Annotated in this window: 22 protein-coding genes, 1 tRNA gene and 2 pseudogenes; 12 read left to right on the top strand and 13 right to left on the bottom strand. The window is 65.4% G+C overall.

The genetic code is table 11. The features are described 5' to 3' along the window. Positions 1-36: 36 nt before the first annotated feature. The 3 genes from G4Z14_RS00125 to G4Z14_RS00115 form a co-directional block, all read right to left on the bottom strand. Positions 37-2208 (bottom strand): calcium-binding protein, encoded by a 2172-nt coding sequence (locus tag G4Z14_RS00125; RefSeq protein ID WP_164622715.1) that lies wholly within the window; start codon positions 2206-2208, stop codon positions 37-39. 115 nt (positions 2209-2323) lie between these two features. Further along, entirely contained in the window at positions 2324-3625 is a 1302-nt protein-coding gene (preA, locus tag G4Z14_RS00120) for an NAD-dependent dihydropyrimidine dehydrogenase subunit PreA (RefSeq protein ID WP_164622714.1), read from the bottom strand. 12 nt (positions 3626-3637) lie between these two features. Beyond that, a complete protein-coding gene (locus G4Z14_RS00115) occupies positions 3638-4975 on the bottom strand; it encodes an NAD(P)-dependent oxidoreductase (RefSeq protein ID WP_164622713.1) in 1338 nt (445 codons plus the stop codon). Between the two features lie 182 nt (positions 4976-5157). Between G4Z14_RS00115 and accB the strand changes: the two genes are divergently transcribed. From accB to aat, 3 genes are all read left to right on the top strand, one after another. After that, positions 5158-5652, top strand: coding sequence for an acetyl-CoA carboxylase biotin carboxyl carrier protein (gene accB, locus G4Z14_RS00110; protein ID WP_164622712.1), 495 nt, complete (start codon positions 5158-5160; stop codon positions 5650-5652). A 4-nt stretch (positions 5653-5656) separates the two neighbouring features. Continuing rightward, positions 5657-7006 (top strand): acetyl-CoA carboxylase biotin carboxylase subunit, encoded by a 1350-nt coding sequence (accC, locus tag G4Z14_RS00105; protein WP_164622711.1) that lies wholly within the window; start codon positions 5657-5659, stop codon positions 7004-7006. Positions 7007-7116: 110 nt separating this feature from the next. Beyond that, positions 7117-7845, top strand: coding sequence for a leucyl/phenylalanyl-tRNA--protein transferase (gene aat / locus G4Z14_RS00100; protein WP_164622710.1), 729 nt, complete (start codon positions 7117-7119; stop codon positions 7843-7845). A gap of 35 nt (positions 7846-7880) precedes the next feature. Here aat and G4Z14_RS00095 read toward each other — a convergent pair. The 7 genes and pseudogenes from G4Z14_RS00095 to G4Z14_RS00065 all read right to left on the bottom strand — a co-directional run. Further along, positions 7881-8105: pseudogene (locus G4Z14_RS00095) on the bottom strand (DUF2155 domain-containing protein); the annotation flags it as partial. Positions 8106-8158: 53 nt separating this feature from the next. Further along, positions 8159-8635 (bottom strand): outer membrane lipid asymmetry maintenance protein MlaD, encoded by a 477-nt coding sequence (gene mlaD / locus G4Z14_RS00090; protein WP_164622709.1) that lies wholly within the window; start codon positions 8633-8635, stop codon positions 8159-8161. After that, complete coding sequence (locus G4Z14_RS00085; RefSeq protein WP_164622708.1) at positions 8635-9009, bottom strand: NADH:ubiquinone oxidoreductase subunit NDUFA12; 375 nt, start codon at positions 9007-9009, stop codon at positions 8635-8637. The genes mlaD and G4Z14_RS00085 overlap by 1 nt, the downstream gene beginning before the upstream one ends. A 51-nt stretch (positions 9010-9060) precedes the next feature. Then, the gene (locus G4Z14_RS00080; protein ID WP_164622707.1) at positions 9061-10818 is read right to left on the bottom strand and encodes a cobalamin-dependent protein; all 1758 of its coding nucleotides are present in this window, start codon (positions 10816-10818) and stop codon (positions 9061-9063) included. A 152-nt stretch (positions 10819-10970) separates the two neighbouring features. Next, the gene (gene clpX, locus G4Z14_RS00075; protein WP_164622706.1) at positions 10971-12236 is read right to left on the bottom strand and encodes an ATP-dependent Clp protease ATP-binding subunit ClpX; all 1266 of its coding nucleotides are present in this window, start codon (positions 12234-12236) and stop codon (positions 10971-10973) included. 116 nt (positions 12237-12352) lie between these two features. Next, positions 12353-12982 carry an ATP-dependent Clp protease proteolytic subunit gene (locus G4Z14_RS00070; RefSeq protein WP_164622705.1) on the bottom strand — a complete coding sequence of 210 codons (630 nt, stop codon included), beginning with the start codon at positions 12980-12982 and terminating at the stop codon, positions 12353-12355. 378 nt (positions 12983-13360) lie between these two features. Then, entirely contained in the window at positions 13361-13966 is a 606-nt protein-coding gene (locus G4Z14_RS00065) for a CDP-alcohol phosphatidyltransferase family protein (RefSeq protein WP_164622704.1), read from the bottom strand. A gap of 138 nt (positions 13967-14104) precedes the next feature. Between G4Z14_RS00065 and G4Z14_RS00060 the strand changes: the two genes are divergently transcribed. The 3 genes from G4Z14_RS00060 to G4Z14_RS00050 are packed head-to-tail and all read left to right on the top strand — an operon-like array spanning position 14105 to position 17579. Continuing rightward, the gene (locus tag G4Z14_RS00060; protein WP_407703787.1) at positions 14105-15271 is read left to right on the top strand and encodes an ABC transporter substrate-binding protein; all 1167 of its coding nucleotides are present in this window, start codon (positions 14105-14107) and stop codon (positions 15269-15271) included. Further along, entirely contained in the window at positions 15268-16941 is a 1674-nt protein-coding gene (locus G4Z14_RS00055; protein ID WP_321572985.1) for an ABC transporter permease, read from the top strand. The genes G4Z14_RS00060 and G4Z14_RS00055 overlap by 4 nt, the downstream gene beginning before the upstream one ends. Beyond that, the gene (locus G4Z14_RS00050) at positions 16938-17579 is read left to right on the top strand and encodes an ATP-binding cassette domain-containing protein (RefSeq protein ID WP_164622703.1); all 642 of its coding nucleotides are present in this window, start codon (positions 16938-16940) and stop codon (positions 17577-17579) included. Before G4Z14_RS00055 ends, G4Z14_RS00050 begins: the two co-directional genes overlap by 4 nt. Positions 17580-17751: 172 nt before the next feature. Here the strand turns inward: G4Z14_RS00050 and G4Z14_RS00045 are convergent, their stop codons facing one another. Continuing rightward, positions 17752-19074 carry an ATP-binding protein gene (locus G4Z14_RS00045; protein WP_164622702.1) on the bottom strand — a complete coding sequence of 441 codons (1323 nt, stop codon included), beginning with the start codon at positions 19072-19074 and terminating at the stop codon, positions 17752-17754. Between the two features lie 45 nt (positions 19075-19119). Between G4Z14_RS00045 and G4Z14_RS00040 the strand changes: the two genes are divergently transcribed. The 4 genes from G4Z14_RS00040 (at position 19120) to G4Z14_RS00025 (ending at position 22083) form a co-directional block, all read left to right on the top strand. Further along, positions 19120-19983 carry an MBL fold metallo-hydrolase gene (locus G4Z14_RS00040; RefSeq protein ID WP_227751445.1) on the top strand — a complete coding sequence of 288 codons (864 nt, stop codon included), beginning with the start codon at positions 19120-19122 and terminating at the stop codon, positions 19981-19983. Between the two features lie 79 nt (positions 19984-20062). After that, positions 20063-20137, top strand: a tRNA-Asn gene (locus G4Z14_RS00035). Between the two features lie 99 nt (positions 20138-20236). Then, on the top strand, positions 20237-21658 hold the full coding sequence (locus tag G4Z14_RS00030) for a tyrosine-type recombinase/integrase (protein ID WP_164622701.1): 1422 nt from the start codon (positions 20237-20239) through the stop codon (positions 21656-21658). Between the two features lie 59 nt (positions 21659-21717). Next, a complete protein-coding gene (locus G4Z14_RS00025) occupies positions 21718-22083 on the top strand; it encodes a hypothetical protein (protein WP_164622700.1) in 366 nt (121 codons plus the stop codon). Positions 22084-22198: 115 nt separating this feature from the next. Here G4Z14_RS00025 and G4Z14_RS00020 read toward each other — a convergent pair whose 3' ends face one another. Further along, positions 22199-22711, bottom strand: a complete 513-nt coding sequence (locus G4Z14_RS00020) for a Rha family transcriptional regulator (RefSeq protein WP_164622699.1) — start codon at positions 22709-22711, stop codon at positions 22199-22201. Positions 22712-23508: 797 nt separating this feature from the next. Between G4Z14_RS00020 and G4Z14_RS00015 the strand changes: the two genes are divergently transcribed. Next, complete coding sequence (locus G4Z14_RS00015; RefSeq protein ID WP_164622698.1) at positions 23509-25182, top strand: DarT ssDNA thymidine ADP-ribosyltransferase family protein; 1674 nt, start codon at positions 23509-23511, stop codon at positions 25180-25182. A 13-nt stretch (positions 25183-25195) separates the two neighbouring features. Next, positions 25196-25897 carry a DarT1-associated NADAR antitoxin family protein gene (locus G4Z14_RS00010; RefSeq protein WP_164622697.1) on the top strand — a complete coding sequence of 234 codons (702 nt, stop codon included), beginning with the start codon at positions 25196-25198 and terminating at the stop codon, positions 25895-25897. Positions 25898-26418: 521 nt separating this feature from the next. Here the strand turns inward: G4Z14_RS00010 and G4Z14_RS00005 are convergent. Further along, positions 26419-26760: pseudogene (locus tag G4Z14_RS00005) on the bottom strand (IS66 family transposase); the annotation flags it as partial. Between the last annotated feature and the right edge of the window lie 133 nt (positions 26761-26893).

The following is a 26893-nucleotide window of genomic DNA, read 5'->3' as shown; positions in this document are numbered from 1 at the left end:
CCTAGCCACCCGCAGCCGGACAATTGCGGCGGCCAGTCAGAGGAAATCGACCCTCCCGATGTCGAAAGCGGACAGTGCCAGCCCGACGATTTCGACGCTGTTGCCGTCAAAGGACAGCACCGTGTTGCCGGCAAGGTTTTCGGTGACAGCCAACGTGCCGGCATCCAGCCCGGTGATGCCGTCAAACACGATCCGATCGTCCGAGGCCATCTCGAAGCCGTTCAGTTCGTCGATCCCCCAGCCGGTTTCAAAGACGAAATGTTCAAAGGCCAGCCCCAGCGCGCTGAACAGCCCGTTGATAGTGTCATCCCCCGCCCCGCCCCGCACTTCGGTCGCTTCGGCCGGCAGCACCGAGTCGGGCGCGTCACTGTCCAGCGTGATGATGTCATTGCCTGCCCCGCCATCGACGATGACCCGGCCCGCCGAGACCAGAAGCGCCGTGACAGTCAGGATGTCATTGCCCTCGCCGCCAAGAAAGCTGCCGACAAAGGCGGTGCCGGTGATCGAGTCATTGCCCGCGCCGCCATCGGCCAAGGGCAATCCGGCCAGGGCATTGGCTGAGATCAACGTGAGGTTGTCGTTGCCGATGCCGCCCGTCAGCGTCGCCGAGCCGCCAGTGGCGTCGAGCGTATCATCGCCGGAACCGCCATCGATCATGGCACTGTCGAACAGGCCGGCCGAAATGCTGTCCGCGCCCGCGCCTCCCTGAATGGTAAAGCTCGCCCCGACGCCCCCCAGACTGACGAAATCGCTGCCCTCGCCAAGATCGAATGTCGAGGTGCCGGCGCCGCCGAGGATGCTGTCATTGCCATTGCCGGTCACGAATTCGCCGAACTGCGAGTCCAGAACAATGCGATCGTCGCCGTCGCCCGTGGTGGCATTGAAAGTGGCAAGAAGTGAGCCGGTCAGATCCACCTCATCGTCAAAGCCTGACAGCACAAGCTCTTGCGGCGCCCCCTCCAGCACGTCGCCCGCCGCGCCACCGCCGCCGACAAGGGGGATGGTGCCGGCAACGCAGGCGAAGGTGATACCCGTCGTGGCGTTGCCGTAATCGACGACCTGCACATTGACGAACGTTTCGGCCCCCGCCCCGGCAAAGGCGGCAAGACTGCCTCCCGAACCATCGACCCTGACCGCCTGCGTGCCGCCGATGTAGGTGCCGCCGCCCGCCAGCGTCAACGCTTCGATCGAGATCAGCCGATCGCCAAGCGCCGCCCCGGCATTGCCGGTCTGATCGGCCATGTTGACCGTCGCCTCCTCGTCATAGGACACGCTGTCGATCCCGGCGCCGCCGTTCAGCGTGTCGGCGCCAAAGCCGCCGATCAGCGCGTCATTGCCGCCTTCGCCGCGCAACTGGTCATTGCCGGCATCGCCCATCAGGATCGCCCCGCCCACACCGCCAAGAAGCGTGTCATTGCCCGCACCGCCGAGCAGCTGTTCGAAGAACTGGGCAGCGCCGCCGCTGGCGTGACCGTCCGCGCTGAGCAGGTCATCGCCGCCGAGGCCCTCAAGGATGTCGACGCCCGCGCCGCCAAAGAGCGAATCCGCCCCGTTCCGGCCCAGCACGGTATCGTTGCCCGCCCCGCCCTCGACATGGCCGACCGCCCCGGCCAGCGTCACCGCATCGGCAAGGCTCGACAGCACCAACCGCTCGATTGAAACCAGCGTGTCCCCTGCCGCTCCGCCCGAAAAGGCCAGCGTGCCAAGGTTGATCACCACCGCCAGATCGGCGTCGAGGTAGGAGGCCACGTCGACGCCGGCTCCGCCTTGCAGTCGGTCGGCCCCTGCCCCACCCATCAGAGTATCGGCCCCGCCATCGCCCGACAGCGTGTCATTGCCGGCCCCGCCCTGCAACAGATCCTTGCCCGCACCGCCGCGGATCACATCGGCCCGCGCGCTGCCGATGGCGATGTCGTTGAAGCCGGTCAGCAGGTATTCCTCGATCGAGATCGTCACATCCCCCGCCGCATCGCCGGTGGAAAACGCCGGCTCCACGAGGTTCAGCGTCAGCCCCGCCGTCGCATTGGCATAGCTGGCGATATCCCAGCCCGAGCCGCCATAAAGGAAATCCTCGCCTGCGCCGCCTTCCAGCACGTCATTGCCGTCAAAGCCATAAAGCACATCGTCGGCCAGCAGGCCGCGCAGCGTGTCGTTTTCGATGGTGCCGGTCAGAATATCCGGCAGGTTCGTTCCTGAAATCAAAGCCATGTCCGCCCCCCTCGTCATGCGACCCGCCAGAGCGGGCCAAATGCCGAAAAGGTTAACATGGCTTGCGCTTTTTCCTAGCCCCCTCCCCGGCCTTGACCGGGGAGGGCGAAAGGTCTTACTCCGCCGCCCGTGCCGACGGATTGTTCGGATGCGTCGTCCAGTTGGCGTAGTCGCCCACCGTGCGGCCGGTGCGCTCGTCCAGCGCGCCTTTCGGCAGGGTCTTCATGGTGATGCAATTGTCCACCGGGCAGACGTTGACGCAAAGGTTGCAGGCGACGCATTCGTCATCTTTGACCGTGAAGGTGCGGTCCTCGGACATCGCAATCGCCTGATGGCTGGTGTCCTCGCAAGCCGCAAAGCAGCGGCCGCACTTGATGCAGTCATCCTGATTGATCACGGCCTTGGTGACGTAGTTCAGGTTCAGATACTGCCAGTCGGTGACATTCGGCACCGCGCGGCCCACCAGATCGGCAGTGCCGGCAAAGCCCTTGTCGTCAATGTATTGCGACAGGCCCGAGATCATCTCCTGCACGATCTTGAAGCCATAGGTCATCGCCGCGGTGCAGACCTGCACGTTGCCCGCGCCAAGCGCCATGAATTCGGCCGCGTCGCGCCAGGTGGTGATGCCGCCGATGCCGGAAATCGGCAGGCCTGCGGTGGCCGGGCTGCGGGCAATCTCGGCCACCATGTTCATCGCGATCGGCTTCACCGCCGGGCCGCAATAGCCGCCATGGGTGCCCTTGCCGTCGATCATCGGCTCGGGGCTGAAGCTGTCGAGATTGACCGAGGTGATCGAGTTGATGGTGTTGATGAGACTGACCGCATCGGCGCCGCCGCGTTTGGCCGCTTCGGCGGGCTTCCTGACATCGGTGATGTTCGGCGTCAGCTTCACGATGCAGGGCATGCGCGAATATTGCTTCACCCAGCGCGTGACCATCTCGATATATTCCGGCACCTGCCCCACCGCCGAGCCCATGCCGCGTTCGGCCATGCCATGCGGACAGCCGAAGTTCAGTTCCACCCCGTCGGCCTCGGTGTCCTCGATGCGGTGCAGGATGTCTTTCCACGACTCCTCGTCGCAGGGCACCATCAGCGAAATGACCAGCGCGCGGTCCTTCCACTTGCGCTTGACCTCCTTGATCTCCTGCAGGTTCACTTGCAGCGGGCGGTCGGTGATGAGTTCGATGTTGTTCAGCCCCAGAAGCCGGCGGTCCGCCCCCCAGATCGCGCCATAGCGCGGGCCGTTGACGTTGACGACCGGCGGGCCTTCGGAGCCGAGGGTCTTCCACACCACCCCGCCCCAGCCCGCCTCAAACGCGCGCTCGACGTTCACCTTCTTGTCGGTCGGCGGCGCCGAAGCCAGCCAGAACGGGTTGGGGGATTTGATGCCGACGAAATTCGATTGCAGATTTGCCATGATGTTTCCCCCTTAGCCCATCAATGCCGCATGAATGCTTTCCGCCGCATCGCGGCCCTGCTTGACGCCGGTGACGGTCAGATCCTCGCCCCCCGTCGCACAGTCGCCCCCCGCCCAGATGCCCTTGAGGCTGGTCGCGCCGGTGGCATCGACCGCAATCTTGCCGCCCTCCAGCCTCAGCCCCTCCGGTGCGCCGGCAAGGGTCTGGCCGATGGCCTTGAACAACTGGTCCGCCCGCAGGCGGAAGGTTTCCTGTGTCAGTTCAAGCCCGCCCAGCCCTTCGGCGGTATAGGCGAACTCCACTTCGTTGCCGCGCACCGCGACCGGCGCGGCATGGGTGACGATCCGCACCCCGGCGCTGGTGGCGTGTTCCTGCTCATGGCCCGAGGCGCTCATCTTCTCTTGCCCCCGGCGATAGACGATGGTGACAGTCTCGGCCCCGAGGAGTTTCGACTGCACCGCCGCATCCACCGCCGTCATGCCGCCGCCGATCACCACCACGTCGCGGCCGATGGCGAGCTTCGCCCGGTCCGGCTGCTGGCGCAGTTCGGCAATGAAGTCGACGGCGGTGCGCACGTTCGGCCCGTCCTCGCCGGGGCAGCGCAGGGCATTCACCCCGGCCAGACCCATGCCCAGAAACACCGCGTCATAGTTCTTTTGCAGTTCGGCCAGCGACACATCGCGCCCCAGCGCGGTGCCGGTTTTCACCGTGATGCCGCCGATCTTCAACAGCCAGTCCACCTCGCGCGCGGCAAAGTCATCCGTCGCCTTGTAGCTGGCGATGCCGTATTCGTTCAGCCCCCCGGCCTTGGGGCGGGCGTCATGGATCACCACCTCATGCCCCTTCATCGCCAGCCGGTGCGCGCAGGCCAGCCCCGCCGGCCCCGCCCCGACCACCGCCACCGTCTTGCCGGTCGCCGGCGCGCGGGTGAAGGGATGCGCGCCCTTCGCCATCAGCGTATCGGTGGCAAAGCGTTGCAGCCGGCCGATCTCCACCGGCTTGCCCTCGGCGGTCTCGCGCACGCAGACCTCCTCGCACAGCGTCTCGGTCGGGCAGACGCGCGCGCACATGCCGCCAAGAATGTTCTGGCCGAAGATGGTCTTTGCCGCCGCCTCGGGCGTGCCGGTGGCGATCTGGCGGATGAACAGCGGAATGTCGATTCCGGTCGGACAGGCCGTCATGCAGGGCGCGTCGTGGCAGAAGTAGCAGCGATCGGCCGCCACCCGCGCTTCGTGACGGTCAAGCGCGGGCTCGTGATCGGAGAAATTGCCGGCAAGGGTCGCGGCGGGCAGACGTCCGGCAACGACTCCGGGGGTCAGCGGGCTGTTGGACAAGGTGGAACCTCCCATTGGCTTGGCTTTTATGGCATCAGGCTGCCACAGGTCGATTTTTTTATCAAATGGTAAAATGCTAGCGGCACCAGATTGGGCCGAACCCATTCGGGGCTTCCTTCCCCCGCCCCGAAGCCCTATAACGACGGCTGATCCAAGGGCGGCCCAAGCAAGGCCCCGACACGTCAACAGAGGACGGCATGAGCAAGAACACGTCTGAGGCCGATGTGGCCTTCATCTCGGCGCTGGCAGAACTTCTGAACAAGAATGAACTGACCGAGCTTTCCGTCAAGCGCGAATATGGCGAAGATGACAGCCTTGATGTGCGCGTCGTCAAGCAGGCGACCGTAGTGCAGATGGCGCCCGCGCCGGTGGTGCATGCCGCCCCGGTGGCCCATGCCCCCGCTGCCGCCCCGGCTGCTGCTGCCGCGCCGGTTGCCCATGAGGACCCCGCCCAGCACCCCGGCGCCGTGACCTCGCCGATGGTCGGCACCTGCTATCTGTCGCCCGAACCGGGTGCCTCCGCCTTCGTCACCGTCGGCGCCACCGTCACCGAAGGCCAGACCGTGCTCATCATCGAGGCGATGAAGACCATGAACCACATTCCCGCGCCGAAATCCGGCACGGTGAAGCGGATTCTCGTCACCGACGGGCATCCGGTGGAATATGGCGCGCCCTTGATGATCATCGAGTAAGCCCATGTTCGACAAAATCCTGATCGCCAACCGGGGCGAGATCGCCCTCCGCGTGATCCGCGCCTGCCGCGAGATGGGGATCAAGTCGGTCGCGGTGCATTCGACGGCCGATGCCGACGCCATGCATGTGCGGATGGCCGACGAAAGCGTCTGCATCGGCCCGGCGCCCAGTTCCGAAAGCTACCTTTCCAAGGCCGCGATCATCTCGGCCTGCGAGATCACCGGCGCGCAGGCGGTGCATCCGGGCTATGGCTTCCTTAGCGAAAACGCCAGCTTCGCGCAGGCGCTGGAAGATCACGGCATCACCTTCATCGGACCCTCGGCGGAACACATCCGCATCATGGGCGACAAGATCACCGCCAAGGACACCGCGAAAAACCTTGGCATTCCGGTAGTGCCGGGGTCAGACGGCGGCGTGCCGGATTTCGAGACCGCGCTGAAAGTGGCCGCCGAGATCAAGTATCCGGTCATCATCAAGGCCACCGCCGGCGGCGGCGGACGCGGCATGAAGGTGGCGAAATCGCCCGAAGAGCTGGAAATCGCCTTCCGCACCGCGCGGGCCGAGGCGAAATCGGCCTTCGGCAACGATGAAGTCTATATCGAGAAATACCTGCAGAAACCGCGCCATATCGAGATTCAGGTCTTTGGCGACGGCCGCGGCAAGGCGGTGCATCTGGGCGAGCGCGACTGCTCGTTGCAGCGCCGCCACCAGAAGGTGTTCGAAGAGGCCCCCGGCCCCTGCATCACGCCCGCGATGCGGGCGAAAATCGGCAAGACCTGCGCCGATGCCGTGGCCGCGATCAACTATATCGGCGCCGGCACCATCGAGTTCCTCTATGAGGACGGCGAGTTCTATTTCATCGAGATGAACACCCGCTTGCAGGTGGAACACCCCGTCACCGAAGGCATCTTCGGGGTGGATCTGGTGCGCGAGCAGATCCGGGTCGCCTCGGGCATGGAGATGTCGTTCGGGCAGGATGACCTTGAGATCAACGGTCACTGCATCGAAGTGCGGATCAATGCCGAAAAGATCCCGAACTTCTCGCCCTGCCCCGGCAAGGTGACGCAGTACCATGCCCCGGGGGGTCTTGGGGTGCGGATGGACTCGGCGCTGTATGACGGCTACCGCATCCCGCCCTATTACGACAGCCTGATCGGCAAGCTGATCGTGCATGGCCGCGACCGGCCCGAGGCCCTGGCCCGCCTGAAGCGCGCTCTGGGCGAAATCATCATCGACGGCATCGACACCTCGATCCCGCTTTTCCACATGCTTCTGGCCGAGCCGGACATCCAGACCGGGGAATACAACATTCACTGGCTGGAAAAATGGCTGGAGAGCCAGTTCTCGAAATGACGGTATCCTGATGTTCGGGGGGCGCCTTCGGGCGCCCTTCGCCTTTTCTGGCCGTCTTTCTGCCGCAGGGGGGTTTGACAAAGCCCGCCGAAACGCTCTTGCATCGCCCCATGTCCGACCCGACCCTTCGCATCACCCCCGAGCTTTTGCTGCGCGCCTATGCCATGGGGGTGTTTCCCATGGCCGAAACCCGTGACAGCGCCGAGATCCACTGGATCGACCCGCGCCGCCGCGGCGTCTTTCCGCTGGAGGGCTTCCACATCTCGCGCAGCCTTGCCCGCACCCTCAGGCAGGGACGGTTCACCATCACCACCGACCGCGATTTCTCCGGCGTAGTGGCGGGCTGCGCCGACCGGCCGGAAACCTGGATCAACGCCGAAATCCTGAAGCTTTACCAAGAGTTGCACGCCATGGGCCATGCCCACAGCCTTGAAGTCTGGCAAGAGGGCGCGCTGGTGGGCGGGGTTTACGGCGTCACATTGGGGGCGGCGTTCTTTGGCGAGTCGATGTTTTCACGGGTTCCCGATGCCTCGAAGGTCGCGCTTGCCCATCTGGTCTTCCGGTTGCGGGCGGGCGGGTTCCGGCTGTTCGACACCCAGTTCCTCACCCCGCATCTGGCCAGCCTCGGCGCGCAGGAAATTTCGCGCGCCGCCTATCACCGGCAGTTGCAGGCCGCCTTGCAGCTGACGGCTGAGTTCGATCCGCCCGAGGGTCAGCCGCCGTCGCCCTCGACCGGCGCTTCGCCCTCAACAGGGGGCTCGACTTCGGGCGCGGCCGCCTCTTCGACCGTGGGCAGCGCCAGATCGGGCACGTCGCAGCGCAACACCCAGACATCATAGCGCGGGTGATCCAGCGCCGACAGCGCCGGCGCAGTGGCCAGCATCCAGCCGGCAAAGACCGGATCCGGCGAGGCGGCGTCAAGAATCGTCAGATGTGCGTCGGCTTCGGCCACGGTGTTGTCGGCCGGCGAGCGGCAGGCATCAAGCTGCACCGTCAGCCGCCCCGTGACCATGGACTGCCCGCGTCCCAGCGTGACGTCCTGGACCTCGCCAGTCAGCTTGTCCAGGATGCGCAGTTGCGCGCCGGGGGCGTCGGCCATCTCTTGCGCCAGCGCGGGCGCGGCAAGAAGGCAAAGCAGAAAAGTCAGCCGTTTCATTCGGTTGCCGCCCCGGTTGTATCCGACTCCGCCTCCGACCCGCCGATCCACTTCATCAAGAGGTTCAACAGGCTGACCGCCCCTTGCGTATCCTCGATCTCCTCTCCGGGAGCGAGGATCTCTTCGGCTCCGCCCGGCACCAGCTCGACGAAATTGCCGCCAAGCAGGCCCTCGGAAGAAATCAGGATGGCGGAATCGGTCGGCAATTGCAGCTTGGAATCGACCGAAATCACCGCATCGGCATAGAAGGTCTCGGGGTTCAGCCTGAGCGCGGTGATGGTGCCGACCTTGACCCCCGCCAGCCGCACATCGGACCCGGCCCGAATGCCCTCGACCGAACGGAACGAGGCGGTGAGCGTATAGCTCCCCGCGCCGACGGCCAGCCGGTCACCGCCCAGCGACCAGCCGAGAAAGCCCAAGGCGGCGGCCAGAACCGCAGCCCCTGCCAGCACTTCTGCGCGATTTTCAGCCATTATTCGGGCTGCCATGCCTCGTAATCGGCGCGCGCCAGCGGCGCACCGGCCCGGATCGAGCCGGGGGGCGCATAGGCGGCCTGCGTGCCGGTCAGGTTCTCCTGATGCGGCTTTTCCCAAACCTTGTGCGCCAGCGGCGCCTTGGTCGGCGGCTCATTCCAGGTGAAGTGCAGCCAGCCGTGCCAGTCGGGCGAGACGCGGCTTGCCTCGCTCTCGCCGTTGTAGATCACCCAGCGCCGCTTGCCGTCGCGGGTCTGGTAGAACACGTTGCCCTGATCGTCCTCGCCGACCTTCACCCCCTTGCGGGCGGTGAAAAGCTGGGTGCCAAGGGTCTGGCCGTTCCACCAGGTCAGAAGGCGCAGAAGAAAGTTCATCGGGAACCTCACGGGCTGTTTGGCCCCTTATAGCAGGCGGGTTTGCCGGGTCTAGGGCCGATTGCCCGCCCCCCTGGCCGATGCGCGGGCCAGCGCCGCGACAAGATCGCCCGCCGCCCGGCAGACCCTTGCGCCCTCGGCGGCCAGCGTATCGGCCACGTCCATCGGCAGCGAGGAGTTTGACCCCTCCGGGATCTGGTTCAGCCGCCCGCCGATCAGCACCGGGATATGCAATCCCTCTGCCGCCAAGGCCGCCTTCAGCGCCCGGAAATAGCCCAGGGCGACGCCATTGTAGGTCGACAGCGCAATCGCATCCGGCCGCTCGCGCGCCGCCAGCGCCGCCAGCGGGCCAGGATCGACCGAAGTGCCGCCATCCAGCGCCTCGGCCCCGAGACCCTTCAGCATCGCCTCGATCACCATGCGGCCATGCTCATGCACGTCCGTCGTCGCCACCAGCACCCGCAGGCCGCGCACCGCCGGGATCAGGGCCGGATCGGCGGCCCCGAGCGCCGCATGGGCCATCTCGGCAATCTCTGAAAGGATGGTCGCGGCCACCACGGGCGCCCGGCCCCCGGGTGCCGCAGGGTCGGGCGGCCCCGCGCCATAGGCCGTCTCGATCCGCCGCCCGCCCATGCGCCGCAAGGCCAGCAGCACCGCGAAAACATCCGTGCAATCAATGCCCTCTGCCGCAAGCCCGGCCCAGAGCGCGGCGCGGAACCGCGCGGCGCCTTCGCGCAGGCGGGCGGTCAGGGTGCCGACCAACTCGCCCGAGATCATCGGCGGAAACCCCGCCGATTGCTCGATCAGCCGCCCGGCAAACACCTGCGCCTCGATCACCTCCTCGACATCCGGGATGCGCTCGTTTTCCGTCACCGGCACCGGGTTGATGGCATGGCCCGAGGGCGTCAGCCGCTGGCCCAGCGCATCGACCATCAGATAGCTGGCGAGCGAGGCCCAGTTCTGCGCCGGGCTACCCCGGTAACTGGTAGTATTGCCGTAAACCATGGTGCCGGGGCTGGCGCCTTCTTCTGCCAGCGCGCGCTGAAAGGCCATGCGGGCCAGAGGATCGCTGAAATGGTGGCCGAAGGCATGGCCGATCGGCGCCCCGACGAGACCCTGCACGATGTCGCGCTCGACCAGAATCATCCCCAGCGCATTGGCCAGATCGGTGAACTGCGCGGCAAAACCGTCGTCGATGTTGGAATGCACCATGACCGGCTGGGCCTGCGCCGCGATCAGGCCAAGCGCGGTGACGGTCGCCGCCGTCGCCTCGACATCGTCGTCATGGCCCGGCACGCGGAAGGTGAAATACTGCCCGAGATTGCCAATCGCCGTCGCCCCCGCCGCCAGCGCGGCTTGCGTGTTCTCCAGCGCTGCCGGAAAGCCCAGCACGAAATCGCCGAAATGCGCCGCCACCGGCGCGGCATTGGCCAGCGCCACGAAATCCTCCACCCCGCGCAGGATCATGCCCGTGCCGCGCATCCCCCTGTCGCGCAGCGCGCGCGGCAGGGCCATCGACCAGTCAAGGCACAGGCCGTAGCGGTCAACCCGGTGGCCCTGCGCCGCGCTTGCCTCCCAGATCCGGGCATAGGCGGCAATCGAGCGCGCCGGCTCGCGCCAGCCGATCTGGGCATGGCACATGATCCGCCCCGCCGCCATCGCCTGCCGCTTGTAGTCCAGTTCCGAGGTCACGCCGTTATGGGTGAGAAACGCCGAGGGCCCCACCGTCCAGTCCTGCGTCAGCCGCCGCCCCTCGGCCAGAAGATCGGCGCCTTTCGGCAGGTCAGGGGTTTTCCCTTGGTCGTCCATAGTGCCCCTCGCAGATCGTCGGCCGGCAAAGTCTGCCACCCAGCACGGCTTGCCGACAAGCAAGGAACGCTTGATGGCGCCCGCACTGGTAACTCCCGAAACGCAAAAGGCAGGCCCGAAGGCCTGCCCCTTTTGCCGCGCGGGTCCGGGCCTCAGCCCGCCGCAGCCGGTTCTTTCTTCTTGGCCTCGGTGTGCACGATCAGCGGTTTGGCGCCGTTGTTCACCGCTTCCTCGTTGACCACCACTTCCTCGACGCCTTCCATGCCCGGCAGTTCGAACATGGTGTCCAGCAGGATATCCTCCATGATCGACCGCAGGCCGCGCGCGCCGGTCTTGCGCTTGATGGCGCGCTTGGCGATGGCCGAGAGCGCATCGGTGGTGAAGGTCAGCTTGACGCCCTCGATCTCAAAGAGGCGCTGGTATTGCTTCACCAGCGCGTTCTTCGGCTCGGTCAGGATGATGATCAGCGCCGCCTCATCCAGATCGGTCAGCGTGGCAATCACCGGCAGACGGCCGACGAATTCCGGGATCAGGCCGAATTTCAGCAGGTCTTCCGGCTCCAGCTCCTTGAACAGCTCCCCCGCGCCGCGCGCATCGGGGTCTTTCACCTCGGCGCCAAAGCCGATGCCCGAGCCCTTGTTGCGATGCGCAATGATCTTTTCCAGACCCGCGAAAGCCCCGCCGCAGATGAACAGGATGTTCGTGGTGTCCACCTGCAGGAATTCCTGCTGCGGATGCTTGCGCCCGCCCTGCGGCGGCACCGAAGCGACAGTGCCTTCCATGATCTTCAGCAGCGCCTGCTGCACGCCCTCGCCCGACACGTCGCGGGTGATCGAGGGGTTGTCCGACTTGCGGGTGATCTTGTCGACCTCGTCGATATAGACGATGCCGCGCTGCGCCCGCTCGACGTTGTATTCGCTGGCCTGCAACAGCTTGAGGATGATGTTCTCCACATCCTCGCCGACATAGCCGGCTTCGGTCAGCGTGGTGGCGTCGGCCATGGTGAAGGGCACGTCGAGAATCCGCGCCAGCGTCTGGGCCAGCAGGGTCTTGCCGCATCCGGTCGGGCCGATCAGCAGGATGTTCGACTTCGACAGCTCGATATCGGTCTTCGAGGAATGATTGAGCCGCTTGTAATGGTTGTGAACCGCGACCGACAGCACGCGCTTGGCATGTTCCTGCCCGATCACATAGTCGTCCAGCACCTTGCAGATGTCGCGCGGCGTCGGAACGCCATCGCTGGATTTCAGCCCCGTGGCCTTGGTCTCTTCCCGGATGATGTCCATGCAGAGTTCCACGCATTCATCGCAGATGAACACGGTGGGGCCTGCAATCAGCTTGCGCACCTCATGCTGGCTTTTGCCGCAGAAGGAACAGTAAAGCGTGTTCTTGCTGTCGCTGCCCGAGTTCGTCGCCATGGGTATCCTCTGCAAATTCCCGTCACCGGGCTGTCATGTGAAGTCTAGGCCAAGCCCTGGGCCTTCACAACCAGAAATCCCCCCAAGGATAGCGGCCCCGGGGGGAGGCGCTGTCATCACGCCGGGGCGTCGGACTTGTCGCGCGGGGCGACGATCTCGTCGATCAGACCCCAGTCGCGGGCCTCGTCGGCGGACATGAAATTGTCGCGTTCCAGCGCCTTGACCACCGAGTCATAGTCATTGCCGGTATGCTTGACATAGACCTCGTTCAGCCGCTGCTTCAGCCGCTCGGTTTCCCGCGCGTGAATCAGGATGTCGGTCGCCTGACCCTGATAGCCGCCCGAAGGCTGGTGGACCATAATCCGGCTGTTCGGCAGCGAGAAGCGCATGCCCTTTTCGCCGGCGGTGAGGAGGAGCGAGCCCATCGAGGCGGCCTGCCCGATGCAGACCGTCGAGACCTTGGGCTTGATGTATTGCATGGTGTCGTAGATCGACATGCCGGAGGTCACCACGCCGCCGGGGCTGTTGATATACATCGAGATTTCCTTCGAGGGGTTCTCCGCCTCAAGGAACAGGAGCTGCGCCACGATGATCGTCGCCATCTCGTCATGCACGGGGCCCGCGACGAAGATGATCCGCTCTTTCAGCAGGCGCGAGAAGATATCGTAGCGGATCGAGCCCCGGGCGTTGGTTTCTTCAACGGTCGGGATGATGAAGTTGTAGAAGGTGGAAACCGGATCTCTCATGTCAAACCTGCCTGTCTCGTGTTCGAAGCTTTATCGCCGGATACTTGCCAGAGTCTTAGTGTCGCGCGCCGGGGGCTGCAAGGGCGCGCGGTCACCGAGGGCCTCGCCCCCCACCCCCTCCCTCCCCACGAAGGGGGAGGGAGCCGCCCATTCCTGACGCGCCGGCGCCGGGTCCCGATCACCTCCCCTCCCCCTCTGTGGGGAGGGGCCGGGGGTGGGGGGTCGCGCCGCCACTTCCGCAAAGCCCGCCGCTGCCGCCAGCGCCGGATCGCCCCGGACCAGAGGCCGAAGTCGCAAGACCCGCCCGTACCCGCCACGCGCCACCCCTCCCCCTCCGCGGGGAGAGGTCGGGGTCGGGGGGCCGCGGCCGGAGGGTTCCTACCGCAACACCCGCCACGCCAGCGCCAACCGCGCCCCGGTGGTGAAAAGGCACAGCGCGCCAAAGATCACGGCAAGCGGCCGGAACGCCTCGGGCCAAAGACACAGCGCCACGAAAAAGCCGATGGTTTCGGTGCCCTCCAGCAGCCCCGCCGAATAGTAAAGACTCTTTTCCCCCTGCGCCGCGGTCTCGATCCCGCGCTTTTCGGCCATCACGGCAAAGCCCAGAAACGACGCGCCGTTGATATAGAAGGTGGCCAGCAGAAAGGCCGCCGCAACAGCATTGCCGCCGTCGCGCAGGGCAAAGGCCAGGGGGATCGCGGCGTAGAAGGCGAAGTCGCAGACGATATCCAGCAGCCCGCCGAAATCGGTCTTTTCGCTTGCCCGCGCCACCGCGCCGTCCAGCCCGTCGGCCAGCCGCCCGATCAGCAGTGGCACCAGCGCCAGCACCCCCGGCCCCCCTGCGGCGATCATCCCGGCTGCAAGAAGCCCCATGAACAGCGCAAGGCCCGTCACCTCATTGGCCGTAATGCCGCGGTCGGCCAGCGCCGCCCCCGCCCGGTTCAACGGCCCGTCGATCAGCGGTCTGATCCTTGCATCCAGCATCGCTCCCCCTCACTTTTGCGTATCGCGGCTTGCCAGCCCGGCCTTGCCCCGCCTATCCCTGCGGAAAGACCATTACCAACAGGGGTTACCATGAACCGCCGCGCCTTTGGCAAGACCGCTTTGTCCTCGCTCGCGCTGATGGCCGCCGCGCCGCGCCTCGCCCTTGCCGCCGACTGGGACGCGGTTCTGGCCGAGGCCAGGGGCCAGACGGTCTATTGGCACGCCTGGGGCGGCGACACCAAGATCAACGATTTCATCGCCTTCATCGGCGCCGAGGCCAAGGCCCGCCATGGCGTGACGCTGGAACATGTCAAGCTTGCCTCCACCGCCGATGCCGTGGCGCGGGTTCTGGCCGAACGCGATGCGGGCCAGACGACGGGCGGGGCGGTCGATCTCATCTGGATCAACGGTGAGAATTTCGCCGCGATGAAGGCCGAGGGTCTGCTGCACGGCCCCTTTGCGACCGACCTGCCGAACTGGCCGCTGGTCGACACCCAGGGCAAGCCCGCCACCGTGACCGATTTCACCCTGCCGACCGAGGGCTTCGAATCCCCCTGGGCCATGGCGCAGTTCGTCTTTGAATATGACAGCGCCAAGCTGCCCGCACCGCCGCGCAGCATCGCGGAGCTGGCGGCCTGGATCCTCGCCAATCCCGGCCGGTTCACCTATCCGCAACCGCCGGACTATCTGGGCCTCACCTTCCTGAAACAGGTGCTTTACGGCGTCCTGCCCGATGCCGCGATCCTGCAGGCGCCGGTGGACGCGGCCACCTACGACACTGCGGTCGCGCCGCTGTGGGCGCTTCTCGATGCCATTCACCCCGCGCTCTGGCGCGAGGCCAAGGCGTTTCCCGAAAACGAACCGGCGCTCGGCCAGCTTCTGGCGGATGGCGAGACGCTGATCTCCTTTGCCTTCAACCCCGGCCGGGCAAGTGCCGAGATCGCCGCCGGCCATCTGCCCGACACGGTGCGGACCTTCGTGCTGGACGGCGGCACCATCGGCAATGCCAGCTTTGTCGCCATCCCGTTCAACGCCGCCCATCAGGCCGGGGCGCAGGTGATTGCCAACCTGATCCTCGATCCCGCCATTCAGGCCGCCGCGCAAGACCCCGCGACGCTGGGCTTTCAGACTGTGCTGAACCTTGCCGCCCTTGCCCCCGAGGACCGCGCCCGCTTTGACGCGCTGCAACTCGGCCTCGCCACCCTGTCGCCCGCCGATCTTGGCCCGGTGCTGCTGGAGCCGCATGCCAGCTGGATGGGCAAGGTGGCCGAAGACTGGGCCGGCCGCTACGGCGTGGCCCCGTGAGCCTGACCGTCCGCCCCCTGGCGCTGGCCCCCTGGGCCCTCGGCCTGGGGTTGGCCCTGCCGATTGCGGCGGGGCTTGCGGGCACGCTCGCCCCAGCGCTGACGGGGGGCGGATTTCAAAGCCTGGTCGACTGGCCCGGCCTGCCCCGCGCCATGGCGCTGTCGCTTGGCACCGGGCTGGTCTCGACGATCCTTTCCCTTGCCATCACGGCACTTCTCATCGGCTGCCTGCATGACACGCGCGGCTTTTCCATGCTGCGCCGGGCGCTGTCGCCGCTCCTGTCGCTGCCCCATGCCGCCGCGGCGCTGGGGCTGGCCTTCCTGATCGCGCCCTCGGGCTGGATCGCGCGGGCGCTGTCGCCCTGGGCCACGGGCTGGACCGACCCGCCGGATCTCCTGATCCTCAATGACCCGATGGGCCTTGCCCTGACCGCCGGGCTTGTGACCAAGGAAGTGCCCTTCCTGCTCTTGATCGCGCTTTCCGTGCTGCCGCAGACCGACGCCCCGCGCCGGGCCGAGATCGCCGCCGGCCTTGGCTATGGCCGCGCCATGGGCTTTGCGCTTGCCACCTTCCCCGCGCTTTACCGCAGCCTGCGCCTGCCGGTCTTTGCGGTGCTGGCCTATGGCATGACCAATGTCGACATGGCGTTGATCCTCGGTCCGTCGCTGCCGCCGCCGCTGGCGGTGCAGGTCGCCGACTGGATGGCCGACCCGCGCCTCGCCCGGTTGCCGACGGCCGCAGCCGGGGCGGTGGTGCAACTGGCGCTGGTCGTCGCCGCGATTGCGCTCTGGCTTGGCGCCGAGCGGCTTGCCGCTCCGCTGGTCCCGGGGCTGGCCCTGCGCGGCTGGCGCGGGCGGGTGCTGGATGCTCCGATGGCGGCGCTGGCGCGCGCGTCAGGGCTGACCATCGCGCTTGGCCTTGGCGCGGGCATGGCGGGGCTGACGCTGTGGTCCTTTGCCGGGCTGTGGCCGTTCCCCGCCGCCCTGCCCGACAGCCTGACCCTCAAGACATGGGCCAAGGCCGCCCCCGATCTGACGGCCACCAGCCTGACCACGCTTGCCATCGCCCTTGCGGCAAGCCTCGCCGCCCTTGCCCTGACGCTGGCGACGCTGGAGGCCGAGACCCGCCGTGGCCGGCCCCTGCGGCTGGAAGGGCTGATCTACCTGCCGCTCATCCTGCCACAGATCGCCTTCCTGCCGGGGCTGCAGGTGCTGGCCCTTGTCCTTGGCGCCAAGGGCAGCGCCGCTACCGTCGCCGCCGCGCATCTGGTCTTTGTCCTGCCCTATGTCTGGTTGTCGCTCGCCCCCGCCTTCCGGGCCTGGGACGACCGCATCGGACTGACGGCGGCGGCGATGGGCGCCTCGCCCGGCCGGATCTTCTGGCGGCTGCGCCTGCCGATGCTGCTGGCACCGCTGCTGACCGCGCTGGCCGTCGGCATCGCAGTGTCGGTCGGGCAATACCTGCCCTCGCTGATGCTGGGCGGCGGACGGGTGGAAACGCTGACCACCGAGGCCGTGGCGCTGGCCTCGGGCGGCAACCGCCGGCTGATCGGAGCAGTCGCGCTGATGCAGATGGCGCTGCCGGCGCTGGGGTTCGGGCTCGCCGTGGCGCTGCCCCGGCTGGCCTTCGCCAACCGCCGCGCCCTGCTGGCCGAGAGGCGCGCGCCATGAGCGGGTTGCAGATCGACGCCCTTCAGATCGACCGCGCGGGCATCGCGATGGCACGGCTGACCGCCCATATCCCCCGCGGTCAGGTCCTGAGCGTGATGGGCCCTTCGGGCAGCGGCAAGTCAACGCTGCTCGCCGCGCTGATCGGCGCCTTGCCGCCCGAATTCACCGTGACCGGCCGTGTCAGCCTGAACGGCCGCGCCGTGATGGGCCTTGCCACGCAGGACCGCCGCATCGGCCTGCTCTATCAGGACGACGTGCTGTTCCCGCATCTGTCGGTGGCGCAAAACCTCGGCTTCGGGCTGCGGGCGGGGGGAAGCAAGGCCGAGCGGATGGCCCGGATCGACAGCATGCTGGCCCGCATCGGCCTTGCCGGCTATGGCCCGCGCGATCCGGCCACGCTGTCGGGCGGCCAGCGGGCGCGGGTGGCGCTTGCGCGCACGCTTCTGGCCGAACCCGAGGCGCTCCTGCTCGACGAGCCCTTTGCCCGGCTCGATCAGGCGCTGCGGGCGCAGATCCGCGAACTGGTCTTTGCGCTGGCAAAGGATCTGCCGGTGATCCTTGTCACCCATGACCCCGAGGACGCCCGCGCCGCGGGCGGGCCGGTCGTGGATCCGATGGGCAGTCCGCTGGCGCTTTGACGCCGGCGTGACCGGCGCCGGAGGCAAGCCACGCGACGGCGAGGCTCACCCGGAGCAAGTCGGCGATCTTGCCCTTGTGCTGGCACGGGAGCTGCCGGCGATCCCTGTCCGGCCGGCCCACAAGGGCGCCCGCCCCTGCGCCGGCGGCCTGCTGGCCGAGCCCGGCACGCCGTCAGCGGGCCAGCGACACTTCCGCCCGCAGACCGCCCAGGGCCTCGCTCTCGCCCAGCCGCAAGGCCCCTCCGTGGCTGCGCGCCACATCGGCGGCGATTGCCAGACCCAGCCCCACGCCGCCGCCCCGGTTCGGGTCGCGCGCCGCGTCGAGCCGGCGGAATGGCTCCATCGCCGCCTCGCGCGCGGCCTCGGGGATGCCCGGTCCGTCATCCTCGACCACCATCCGCACCAGCCGCTCGCTCGCGGTCAGGCTGACCAGCGCCCGGCCGCCATGGCGCGCGGCATTGCCAAGCAGGTTCTCCAGCGCCCGCCGCACCGCCTGCGGCCGGAGCCGCATCCGCCCTCCGGGCCAGTCGAGCGCGCCGAGCTGCACAACCTGCCCGGCCCGCGCGGCATCAGCCACCACCTGCGCCAGAAAGGCCGCCGGGTCCACCTCTTCGGCCGCCTCCATCGCATCGCCGCGGGCGAAGGACAGGAACTCGTCCACCATCCGCTCCATCTGCGCCACGTCGCGCTTCAGCGCCTCGACCTCGTCATCTTCGGGCAGGAAGGACAGCCCCAGCTTCAGCCGCGTCAAAGGCGTGCGCAGGTCATGGCTGACGCCCGACAGCATCTGGGTGCGCGCCTCGATCTGCCGTTCGATCCTGAGCCGCATGTCAAGGAAGGCCTGCCCCGCGGCCCGCACCTCGGTCGCCCCGCGCGGGCGGAACGGCAGCACTTCGCCCTTGCCAAAGGCCTCGGCGGCGCGCGCCATCCGGGCAATCGGCGTCAGCTGGTTGCGCAGGAAGACATAGGCCACACCGGTCATCAGCACCGAGGCAAAGACCATCAGCACCAGCAGCTGATGCGGGTTCGACGCCGACAACCGGCGCCGGTCGATCGCCACCAGCATCGGGCCGTGACGGGTCTGGAACCAGGCCCGCACCTCGTTGTCGCCCGAGATCAGGTCGGCTGCCATCAGCTCGGGGATCTTGGCCCGCAGCGTCAGGATCACCTCGCGCCCCGACCAGTCGATGAAGCCCCGGATATCGGCCGGCGGGGCGTTGCCCTCGGGCAGGACCGTGCGCAATTCCAGCGCCTTGCCCAGCTCCTCCGCCCGCCCCCGGGCCATTTCCATGTCGGCGGCCTCGTTCACGATGCGCAGCACATGGCTGATCTCGATCTGGATCGAGGTCGTCATCTGCCGCGTCACGCCTTCGAAATGGCGCTGGATGAACACCACCGAGACTAGCAGCTGGATCGCCACCACCGGCACCACCAGAATCAGGGCGGCCCGGCCGAAAAGGCCGCGAGGCAGAAGGGACTTGAGCCTGAAGCGCATGGGGCTAAGACTAGCGGCAACAGGCAAGAAGCGAAAGGGCCGGCAATGGCGAACTGGCTGCGGCATGTCAGGGCGGCCAATGCCTCGCCCATGACCGGAACGGGAACGAACAGCTGGCTTGTCGGGCGCGGTCAGGTGGCCGTGATCGACCCCGGCCCCGACGACCCGGCGCATCTGGCCGCCCTTCTGGGCCAGCTTGCCCCCGGCGAGGAGATCGTGGCGATCCTTGTCAGCCATGCCCATCTCGATCACACCGCCCTTGTCCCGCGCCTTGCCGCGCTGACCGGCGCGCCGGTCCATGCCTTCGGCACCGCCGGGGATGGCCGGTCCCCCCTGATGCAGCGTCTCGCAACCGAGGGGCTGCAGGGCGGCGGCGAAGGGGTGGACCTCCGCTTCACGCCCGAGCACCGGCTTACCGATGGGCAGGCCCTGACGCTGGGCGGCTTCACCATCGAGACGCTGCACACCCCTGGCCATATGGGCGGGCATCTGGCCTTTGCCTGCGAGGGGTTGCTGTTTTCCGGCGATCACGCGATGGGGTGGGCCACCTCGCTCGTCTCACCGCCCGATGGCGACATGGGGGCCTATATGGCCTCGCTGGACAAGCTGGCGGCGCGACGCTGGCAGCGCATGCTGCCCGGCCATGGCGAGGCGGTGGAAAACCCGGGCCAGCGGCTGGCAGAGCTTGCCACCCACCGCCGCACGCGCGAGGCACAGGTGCGCGCCGAACTTGCCCGCGCGCCGGGCACCGCCGCCGAGCTTGCGGCGCGGATCTATACCGACACCGCACCGGCCCTCTTGCCCGCCGCCGCCCGCAACGTCCTTGCCCATCTCATTGATCTGTCAGAAAGAATGCTCGCCATCCCCGAAGGCGACATCGCTGCGCAGACCCGGTTCACCGCCCCCTGACAGCCGAAAAGTTTTTTCCCGCTTTCCGTCGCAATCCCCCTTGCCGCCACCAAACCCCATTGCTATAGACCCCCCGTGTTCCGGCGTAGCTCAGCGGTAGAGCAGTTGACTGTTAATCAATTGGTCGTAGGTTCGATCCCTACCGCCGGAGCCAGTTTCCCACCAGAGACTGGAAATATATCAAGAGGTTGAGTGACTTGCTGTCCCTTCCGGTGCACATAGCGGCACACGCGAGGCACACATGGGGCTCATCTTGAAGCACGTCGAAGTCACCAAATCGGGCAGCTACCAGTATCGGCGCAGGGTCCCGAAAGAGGTCGCGGCGGTCATCACCAAGCGCGAGTTCAAGGCCAAGCTGGGCGACTCCCAGAAGGAAGCCCTTGTGGCGTGGCCGAAGCATCATGCGCGGGTGGAGAGGGAGATTGCCGAGGCTAAGGCCGCGATTGCCCGGTCAGCCCGTGCGGTCAGCCCAGTTGCATCGGACAGGGAAGCCTATGCCGAGGCCCTGCGTCGTCGTGCTGATCTGGTCGCAGCCGGGGCGACTGAGGAAGAACTTGCCATGATGGGTGAGGCCATGATGGACAGCTACCCGCAGGACGATTGGCAGCCGGTCGATGTGCCGCCGGTCGAGGCCCATGCGATCAACCTGCTGCGTCTCGGGCCGAAGAAGTATCCCGCCCCTGCCGCCACGCTGGAGGACGCCAAGCGGCTCTATCTGGCCGAGAGGGCGAAGGGGGATGATCCTGCCGAGGTGGTCGAGAGATTCGAGGGGCAGATTGCCCGGATCATCGGACATGTGAAGGACGCGCTGGGCTGCGACCCCGTGCTGGTCGATCTGACCCGAGAGGACGCCCGCAAGGTGCGCGACCACATGCTGGACCGGATCAAGGACAACGGCCAGAAGATCAGCCCTGCCTCTGTTGCGCGCGACATGAACGGCCTCAAGGCGGTGATTAACTTCGCCGCGACCGAGATGCCGTTACCGGCCACCTTCCAGAGCCCGTTCAACAAGCTGTCGGTGGGCACCGAACGGGGCCGGGCATCGGATGGGGAGAAGCGCGACCCCTTCCCGCCAAAGATTCTGCGGCAGGTGCGGCAGCGGATCGTCGGCCATGCAAAGCGGGACTTGGGCTTGATCTGGCGTATCTTGGAGGGGACGGGGTGCCGTCTAGCCGAGGTGTCGGGGCTTCGGGTCGAGGACGTAGAGACCGGCGGAGAGTTCCCGCATATCCGCGTGACGTGGCACGAGAACCGGCGGCTTAAGACGGAGAGTTCCCGGCGGTCGGTGCCGCTTGTCGGAGACGCGCTGGAGGCGGCCAAGGAAGCCCTGACCCTGCCCCGCGAAGGCAACCTGCTGCTCCCCGCCTATGGCACCCCACGGGGCGCAGATGCGGCCTCTGCGGCGATCATGAAGCATGTCCGGGCTGTGACCACGGACCCCAAGCATGTGGTTCACTCCCTGCGGCACAACATGAAGGACAACCTGATTCTGGCTGAGGTGTCGTCACTGGATCAGAACCTGATCCTTGGCCATGCCCTCGGTGGCGTCGGTGATCGGGTCTACGGTGGCAGCGTCGCAAAGCTGCGGATGACCACGCGGGCGATGAAGAAGGCGCTGGGCGTTCCGTTGTCAGAGACGGACACGAAGCCGGTCAGCGAAGACGAGGACGACTGAGAGAGGTATCGGCCATAACGAATCCGGCTTTACTCGCAGTCCCGTGTCCCTCTAACTGTATGGGCGAAAGCGAAAAAGTGAAGGATTTGAAATTGCTGAAACCTATTCTTGCCCTTGGTGCGGTCTGTTTTGTGCTGACGGGTTGCTCGATGTCGCTCCCGGTTACGGGCCAGACTGAAACCGGCTCCGAGACGTTCACCGGACAGGCGACAGGCTATGCAGACGGCGGCGGGACGCTGACCCTTGTTAGCAGCAAGGGGCGCTCGTGTTCGGGTAACTTCGTCTATGTGACCAGCAGGAACGGCGAAGGCACCTTCACCTGCACCAATGGGCAGAGTGGGTCCTTCAAGTTTGTCTCCACAGGGACGCGGGGGACCGGGACCGGGAGAATCGGCAACGAACCGTTCACCTTCATCTTCGGCTGATAAGGCCCGCAGGACTCATCAGAGCCCCGCACATGGCACCTTTCCGTTCCTGATGGGCGAACCCGTCGAGAGGTGGAAGGGGGCCTGTGCGGGCGTCCTGTGGAGTCTGGCGGGCTTAGGGCTTCCCGAGGAGGAACCGTTCTGCCGCGTTCGGCAGTCTGTCGTTCATCTCCACAAACCGTGCTGTCTCGGCGGCGATCCGGGCGTGGCGCTCGGCGCGGGACCCTTCGATCAACTTCTTGGCATAGAGGTTCGCGGCGTCCTTGACCGACTGTGCGGTGCCGTTGTTCAGGGCTTCCCAGTGGCGGATGATCTGAAAGCGCAACTTGGCGTCATAGGCCGATGCGATGAACAGCAGATAGGTTCCGGGCAGGACGTAGCAAGGACTCACCTTACCGCTGCGGTCGCGGTAGCTGGCCCCAAATTTGGGGAGAGCTTCGCCGATCTTCTCCAGTTCTCGTTCAATGTCCCGTAGAACGTGGTCGTGGCGCTTGCCGGTCATGTCGGCAAGTTCCAGCGAGGACATGAACGGCACGTTCCGACACCTTGCCGGGATCGTCTCCGGGATCGGGACCGGAAGGAGAGAGGTGTCGGCGGAGTTGGGCAGGTAGTTGGTGATGTTGGTCATGGTGGATTCCTTGATGATGTGAAGCCGCGTTCTGTGGCGAGGTCTGCGGCACGATCCCTCGGAGAAGCCCCGCCCGGTCGCCACAACCACCAAGGGGCGGGCATCAAGGAACTGGGACCCGGCCAAGGCTGGCGGGACTTCTCGGAAAGATCGGGACGGGGAGAGGCGGGGCACGATGGGCATGCCCCTGAGAGGCCCGGAGAGAGTCGTGGAGCGGCCCTCTAAGGTCTCGGGTGGGTGGCCCACGGCGGGCTTGGGTTGGCCCGTAGCGACCCTGTCGCGAGGTCTTAGCCTATACTGCCGGGGGCGCTGGGAGGGACTTCTGGAAAACGATTCTTGCGGGCAGCTATCGCGGCTTCGACCTCGGCCTGATCCTGCCTCACCTTCGCCACGAAGGCCCGTTGCTTTCGCCCTGTGACAGCCCCCGCGAGCCAAGATCACCGAAGAGGCCGCCCGCGTCCTGGCGCAACATGGCAGGGTCGCGCCGGTCAACATCGCGCAACGGGTCAGCTATGCCGAAACCGGGGCAACGGGGCAGCCCGCCCTTTAACTTCTGGGTACTGAAATGTGCCCGTCATCACCTTCTGAAAGAGCATCCGGCTGCACCCATCGTTGGCCGGCCGGCTTGCTTGCCCAACTCGAAGCAAATTGCTAGCGTTGTGAACCAGGAACAGAAGGGACCGGTCGACGATAATGGTATCAAATCTTCATAGATCATAATGATAGAGACAGTCCTTGGCTGGCAGATATTCGTTGCCGTCACCATCATCGTTGCGCGGATATATTCTGCACAAGCTATGACCGCAGTTGTCTTCGTCTGGACCGCATTCACCTTCTTGGCCGCCTGGGCGACCTGGCTGGTCCTTCTCCAACTAGCCACCGCCTGGGGTACGGCTTGGCTCATGTCTTCGCTTTTCGGCAAGCAGGGCAGTACCGGCAAGAATCCCGAAAGATCGGGAAAGGTGCCTGTGGCCACGCAGCAGCCCTTGGTTCCATGGGCTCCAATTAGCTCATCCAAACCAGCCAGCGTTGCTCTGGAGGCCAAATCTCTGTCCCATCCAGACGATGGCGGTAGAGATATCCAGCAGCCTTCCATGAGAAAGCCAGGTTTTCTGGAAGAAACAAACTCCAAGTTATTGATGGAGATAGAAAAGCTAAAGACGAACGAAGACTTCCGCCGCCAGTTGTATGGGCTTCGAATTTCCATTGAAGTAGTTCTGGAATGCGGCGAGAGGGAAAAGAGGATCGCGATTGATCCTGAATTTGCGGAAGAGTTTGAAAAAGTTAGGCAGATAATAGGATCGGGTGAACCGGAGGGGCTGGAACTTTCTGGTGTGTCACTACTGCCGGTTCAAAGGAGCAGCCTGCCTCCGCTAGTAGCCCAGGACAGGATCCAGAAATTGAAGGATATCTTGGATTTCTTGGAAAAGACTCACCGACGGGCCAGTCAGGACGTTGTACTTCTGGAGGGAGTCAATAAGCGAGCTTCCGAGCCCTTTCTGCCGTTCATCAAGGCACAGATCGACCTTCTGAGCCAGCACCTTTTATTGCTCTCGCCGCCGGAGGCCCCTCACACGGCCAGCCCTACGACAGGATCTTCCGAGGGACCTAACAGGAAATCGGGACTTTTTCACGTTGCCAATCGCACCACCGTCTCCCTTCTGGACACCGTCACCCGCATGGCGGACGAAGCCCACCCCACTACCGTTCGGACGGATTCCTGCGCATTGGCAGGAGCTTCCAACAGCCTTGAGCAGGTGACCGGCTCCGTATCGAAAGCAAATTCTCCCACGGCGAAGCCCAGAGCGGTCAGCTCTAATAAAGTCACCGATGCCGTTCGGCCAACCGAACGGGCCAGAATTGAGCTCGTTGCCCGTGAGCTACGCATTCCGCACCTGGTGCATTTCACGCGATGCGAAAATCTGCTTGGCATCCTTCAGCACGGCCTGATGTCTATGACCGCTTGCGAGAAGAAGGGGCTTCTCCCGACCCGTAACGATACCAACCGTTTCGACGCACAGACTGACGGAACATCCTTATCGGTTACCTTCCCAAACTACCGCATGTTTTGGAAGTATCGTCAGATCATGCCAGATGCAGATTGGGCAATCCTGCTGATCTCACCCCGGGTTCTGTGGGAGAAGGATTGCGCGTTCTACAGCCACAACGCGGCCGATGCGCGAATGATCCGGCTACCCCGTGAGCAAATGAAATCCGTTCAGGCTCTCCGCGACATGTTTGCCGCAGGTGAAGGAGGCCGTGATGCATGGCTGCGTCCATACGATCCCACCGATCCTCAGGCTGAAGTTATGGTCTATGAGACCATCGAACCGGATCTTGTCGAAGCGATCGCATTCGAGACTGCGGAAGCACAGGCTAGGCATCTGCCGTATCTTGCGCACCACGAGAGCTTCCATGCGGGCCGCGGCAAGGGTCTTTTTGCGTCACGTAAACATGTTCGTATGAATTGAGCTGGAGAGCAGAGTGGCAACAAGGCCAGTATTCATAAGCACTATGGAGGGACCGGTCCTGGTTCGGGTCATGCCCGTGGACTTCGTCTGGCACCCTGGAATGGCCAGATCACGGAAGCAGATGTCGATCCGCTCGCTGCATGAGGCAATCAGGATTGCAGTGCCAGGCGCGCGGGTTCTCGAGGTATCGAGTGCGTCGGAAGATGCGCTAGGCGAGAAATTGAGCGCGTTCAACCTGACCTTCCACACTCGCGGTCGAGGAAGGGAAATCTCGGTCGAAAGCGCGTTTCAGGCATCAAAGGTGTTCGAGAACGGCGGTCCCTATACGGACCTGATGGACGCGCGCCCGTTGGATGCCAAACGTGATCCAAGGCTACAAAGCTCTGGGCGCCTGATACGATTCAGCTTCTCCGGTCAGAACTGGGCGCTGGAACCCCTGACCGCCTTCTACGACTGGGTCTATATCAACGCCCTACATCTACAGCGTGAGCTGGCCGAGGCTGTGATGGCCTATGACGCATTTACTGACATTGCGTTCAATCCTGAGAAATCCATCAACTGCCAAGCGGGCTCGGTGGCTCTTTATGTGTCGCTCAAACGTCGGGGCCTCCTGGAAGAGGTGCTTGGATCGCGGGACAACTACCTCACGCTGATTTCGGGCATTAATGGCACGGGAGTTCGAAACGAAGACGGCTCACAGGCACGGCTGCTGTAACACTTTGGGGTGATCCAGCCTTCCGGGGTCGTGGGGGCATCCCGACCATAGACTTGAAGGGGGCCATGCTGGCGGGCGATCATGTCCTGAAAGTAGCTCATGGAGGGGTCCTTGATGGGGTGAGGTCCTAGGCGGACCCCACGAGGGAGACCTCAGGGAGAGGCGTAGACGATGGGGCCTGTATCGGGGCACTTTAGGCATCCCTTATGGCCCCGTTCAGGGCACCGCAGGGGATGGGAGAGGTGATCTGGAACAGTGCCTTGGGGTGCATGGCGGGGTGCAGGTTCGTCGGGGCATTCCCTGAGAACAACCTACGGGGCTGCTACCTTGGGAGGTGGTCGGGGAGAGCGTAGACATGGGCTCACTGACGAGGACACCGGCAGGGCATCGGGCGGGCCCCATTTACATGTTAAGGTAATGTTTAGGGAGGCCCCCCTTCGAAGATAGGCCCTAATCGCCGTGACCACCCCGCCCCTAACTTCTATGCCGGAGAGACGAGCCGTAAGCGTCCGGCCTGACCGCTACCCGTTCCAGCGCCATGGCAGCAGGTCGTCGACCTTGGTGATCTTGTAGTCCGGGATGCGGGCGAGGGTATCGGCGAGCCAGGCGTGTGGATCCACGGCGTTCAGTTTGGCCGTTTCGATCAGGGTGTAGGCGATGGCGGCGGCCTTGCCGCCTGCTTCGGAGCCAACGAAGAGGTAGTTCTTCCGCCCCAAGGCAATAGCGCGCATGCCGCGTTCGGCGGCGTTGTTGTCCAACTCAAGGATGCCGTGGTCGAGGTAGGGGCGCAGGCGTTCCATCCGGGTGAGGGCGTATCGGATTGCTCCAGCCAGCGGGGATTTTCCTGAGATCGTGGTGAGTTGCATGGCTGACCTGCCCCCCGGTCGTCCCTCGTTCATAACGAGAGTCCTTGGGGTTGATAGGCATCGGTTTCAGGTCTGGCAAGCGCGCCGGGCGCGTTGCCATCAAGTAGCTCAAGCGTCCGGCGCGCTTCTG

The sequence above is a fragment of the Tabrizicola oligotrophica genome (assembly GCF_011008935.1).
Taxonomy (GTDB): Bacteria; Pseudomonadota; Alphaproteobacteria; order Rhodobacterales; family Rhodobacteraceae; genus Tabrizicola_A; species Tabrizicola_A oligotrophica.
This window is presented reverse-complemented; position numbering and strand designations above follow the sequence as displayed.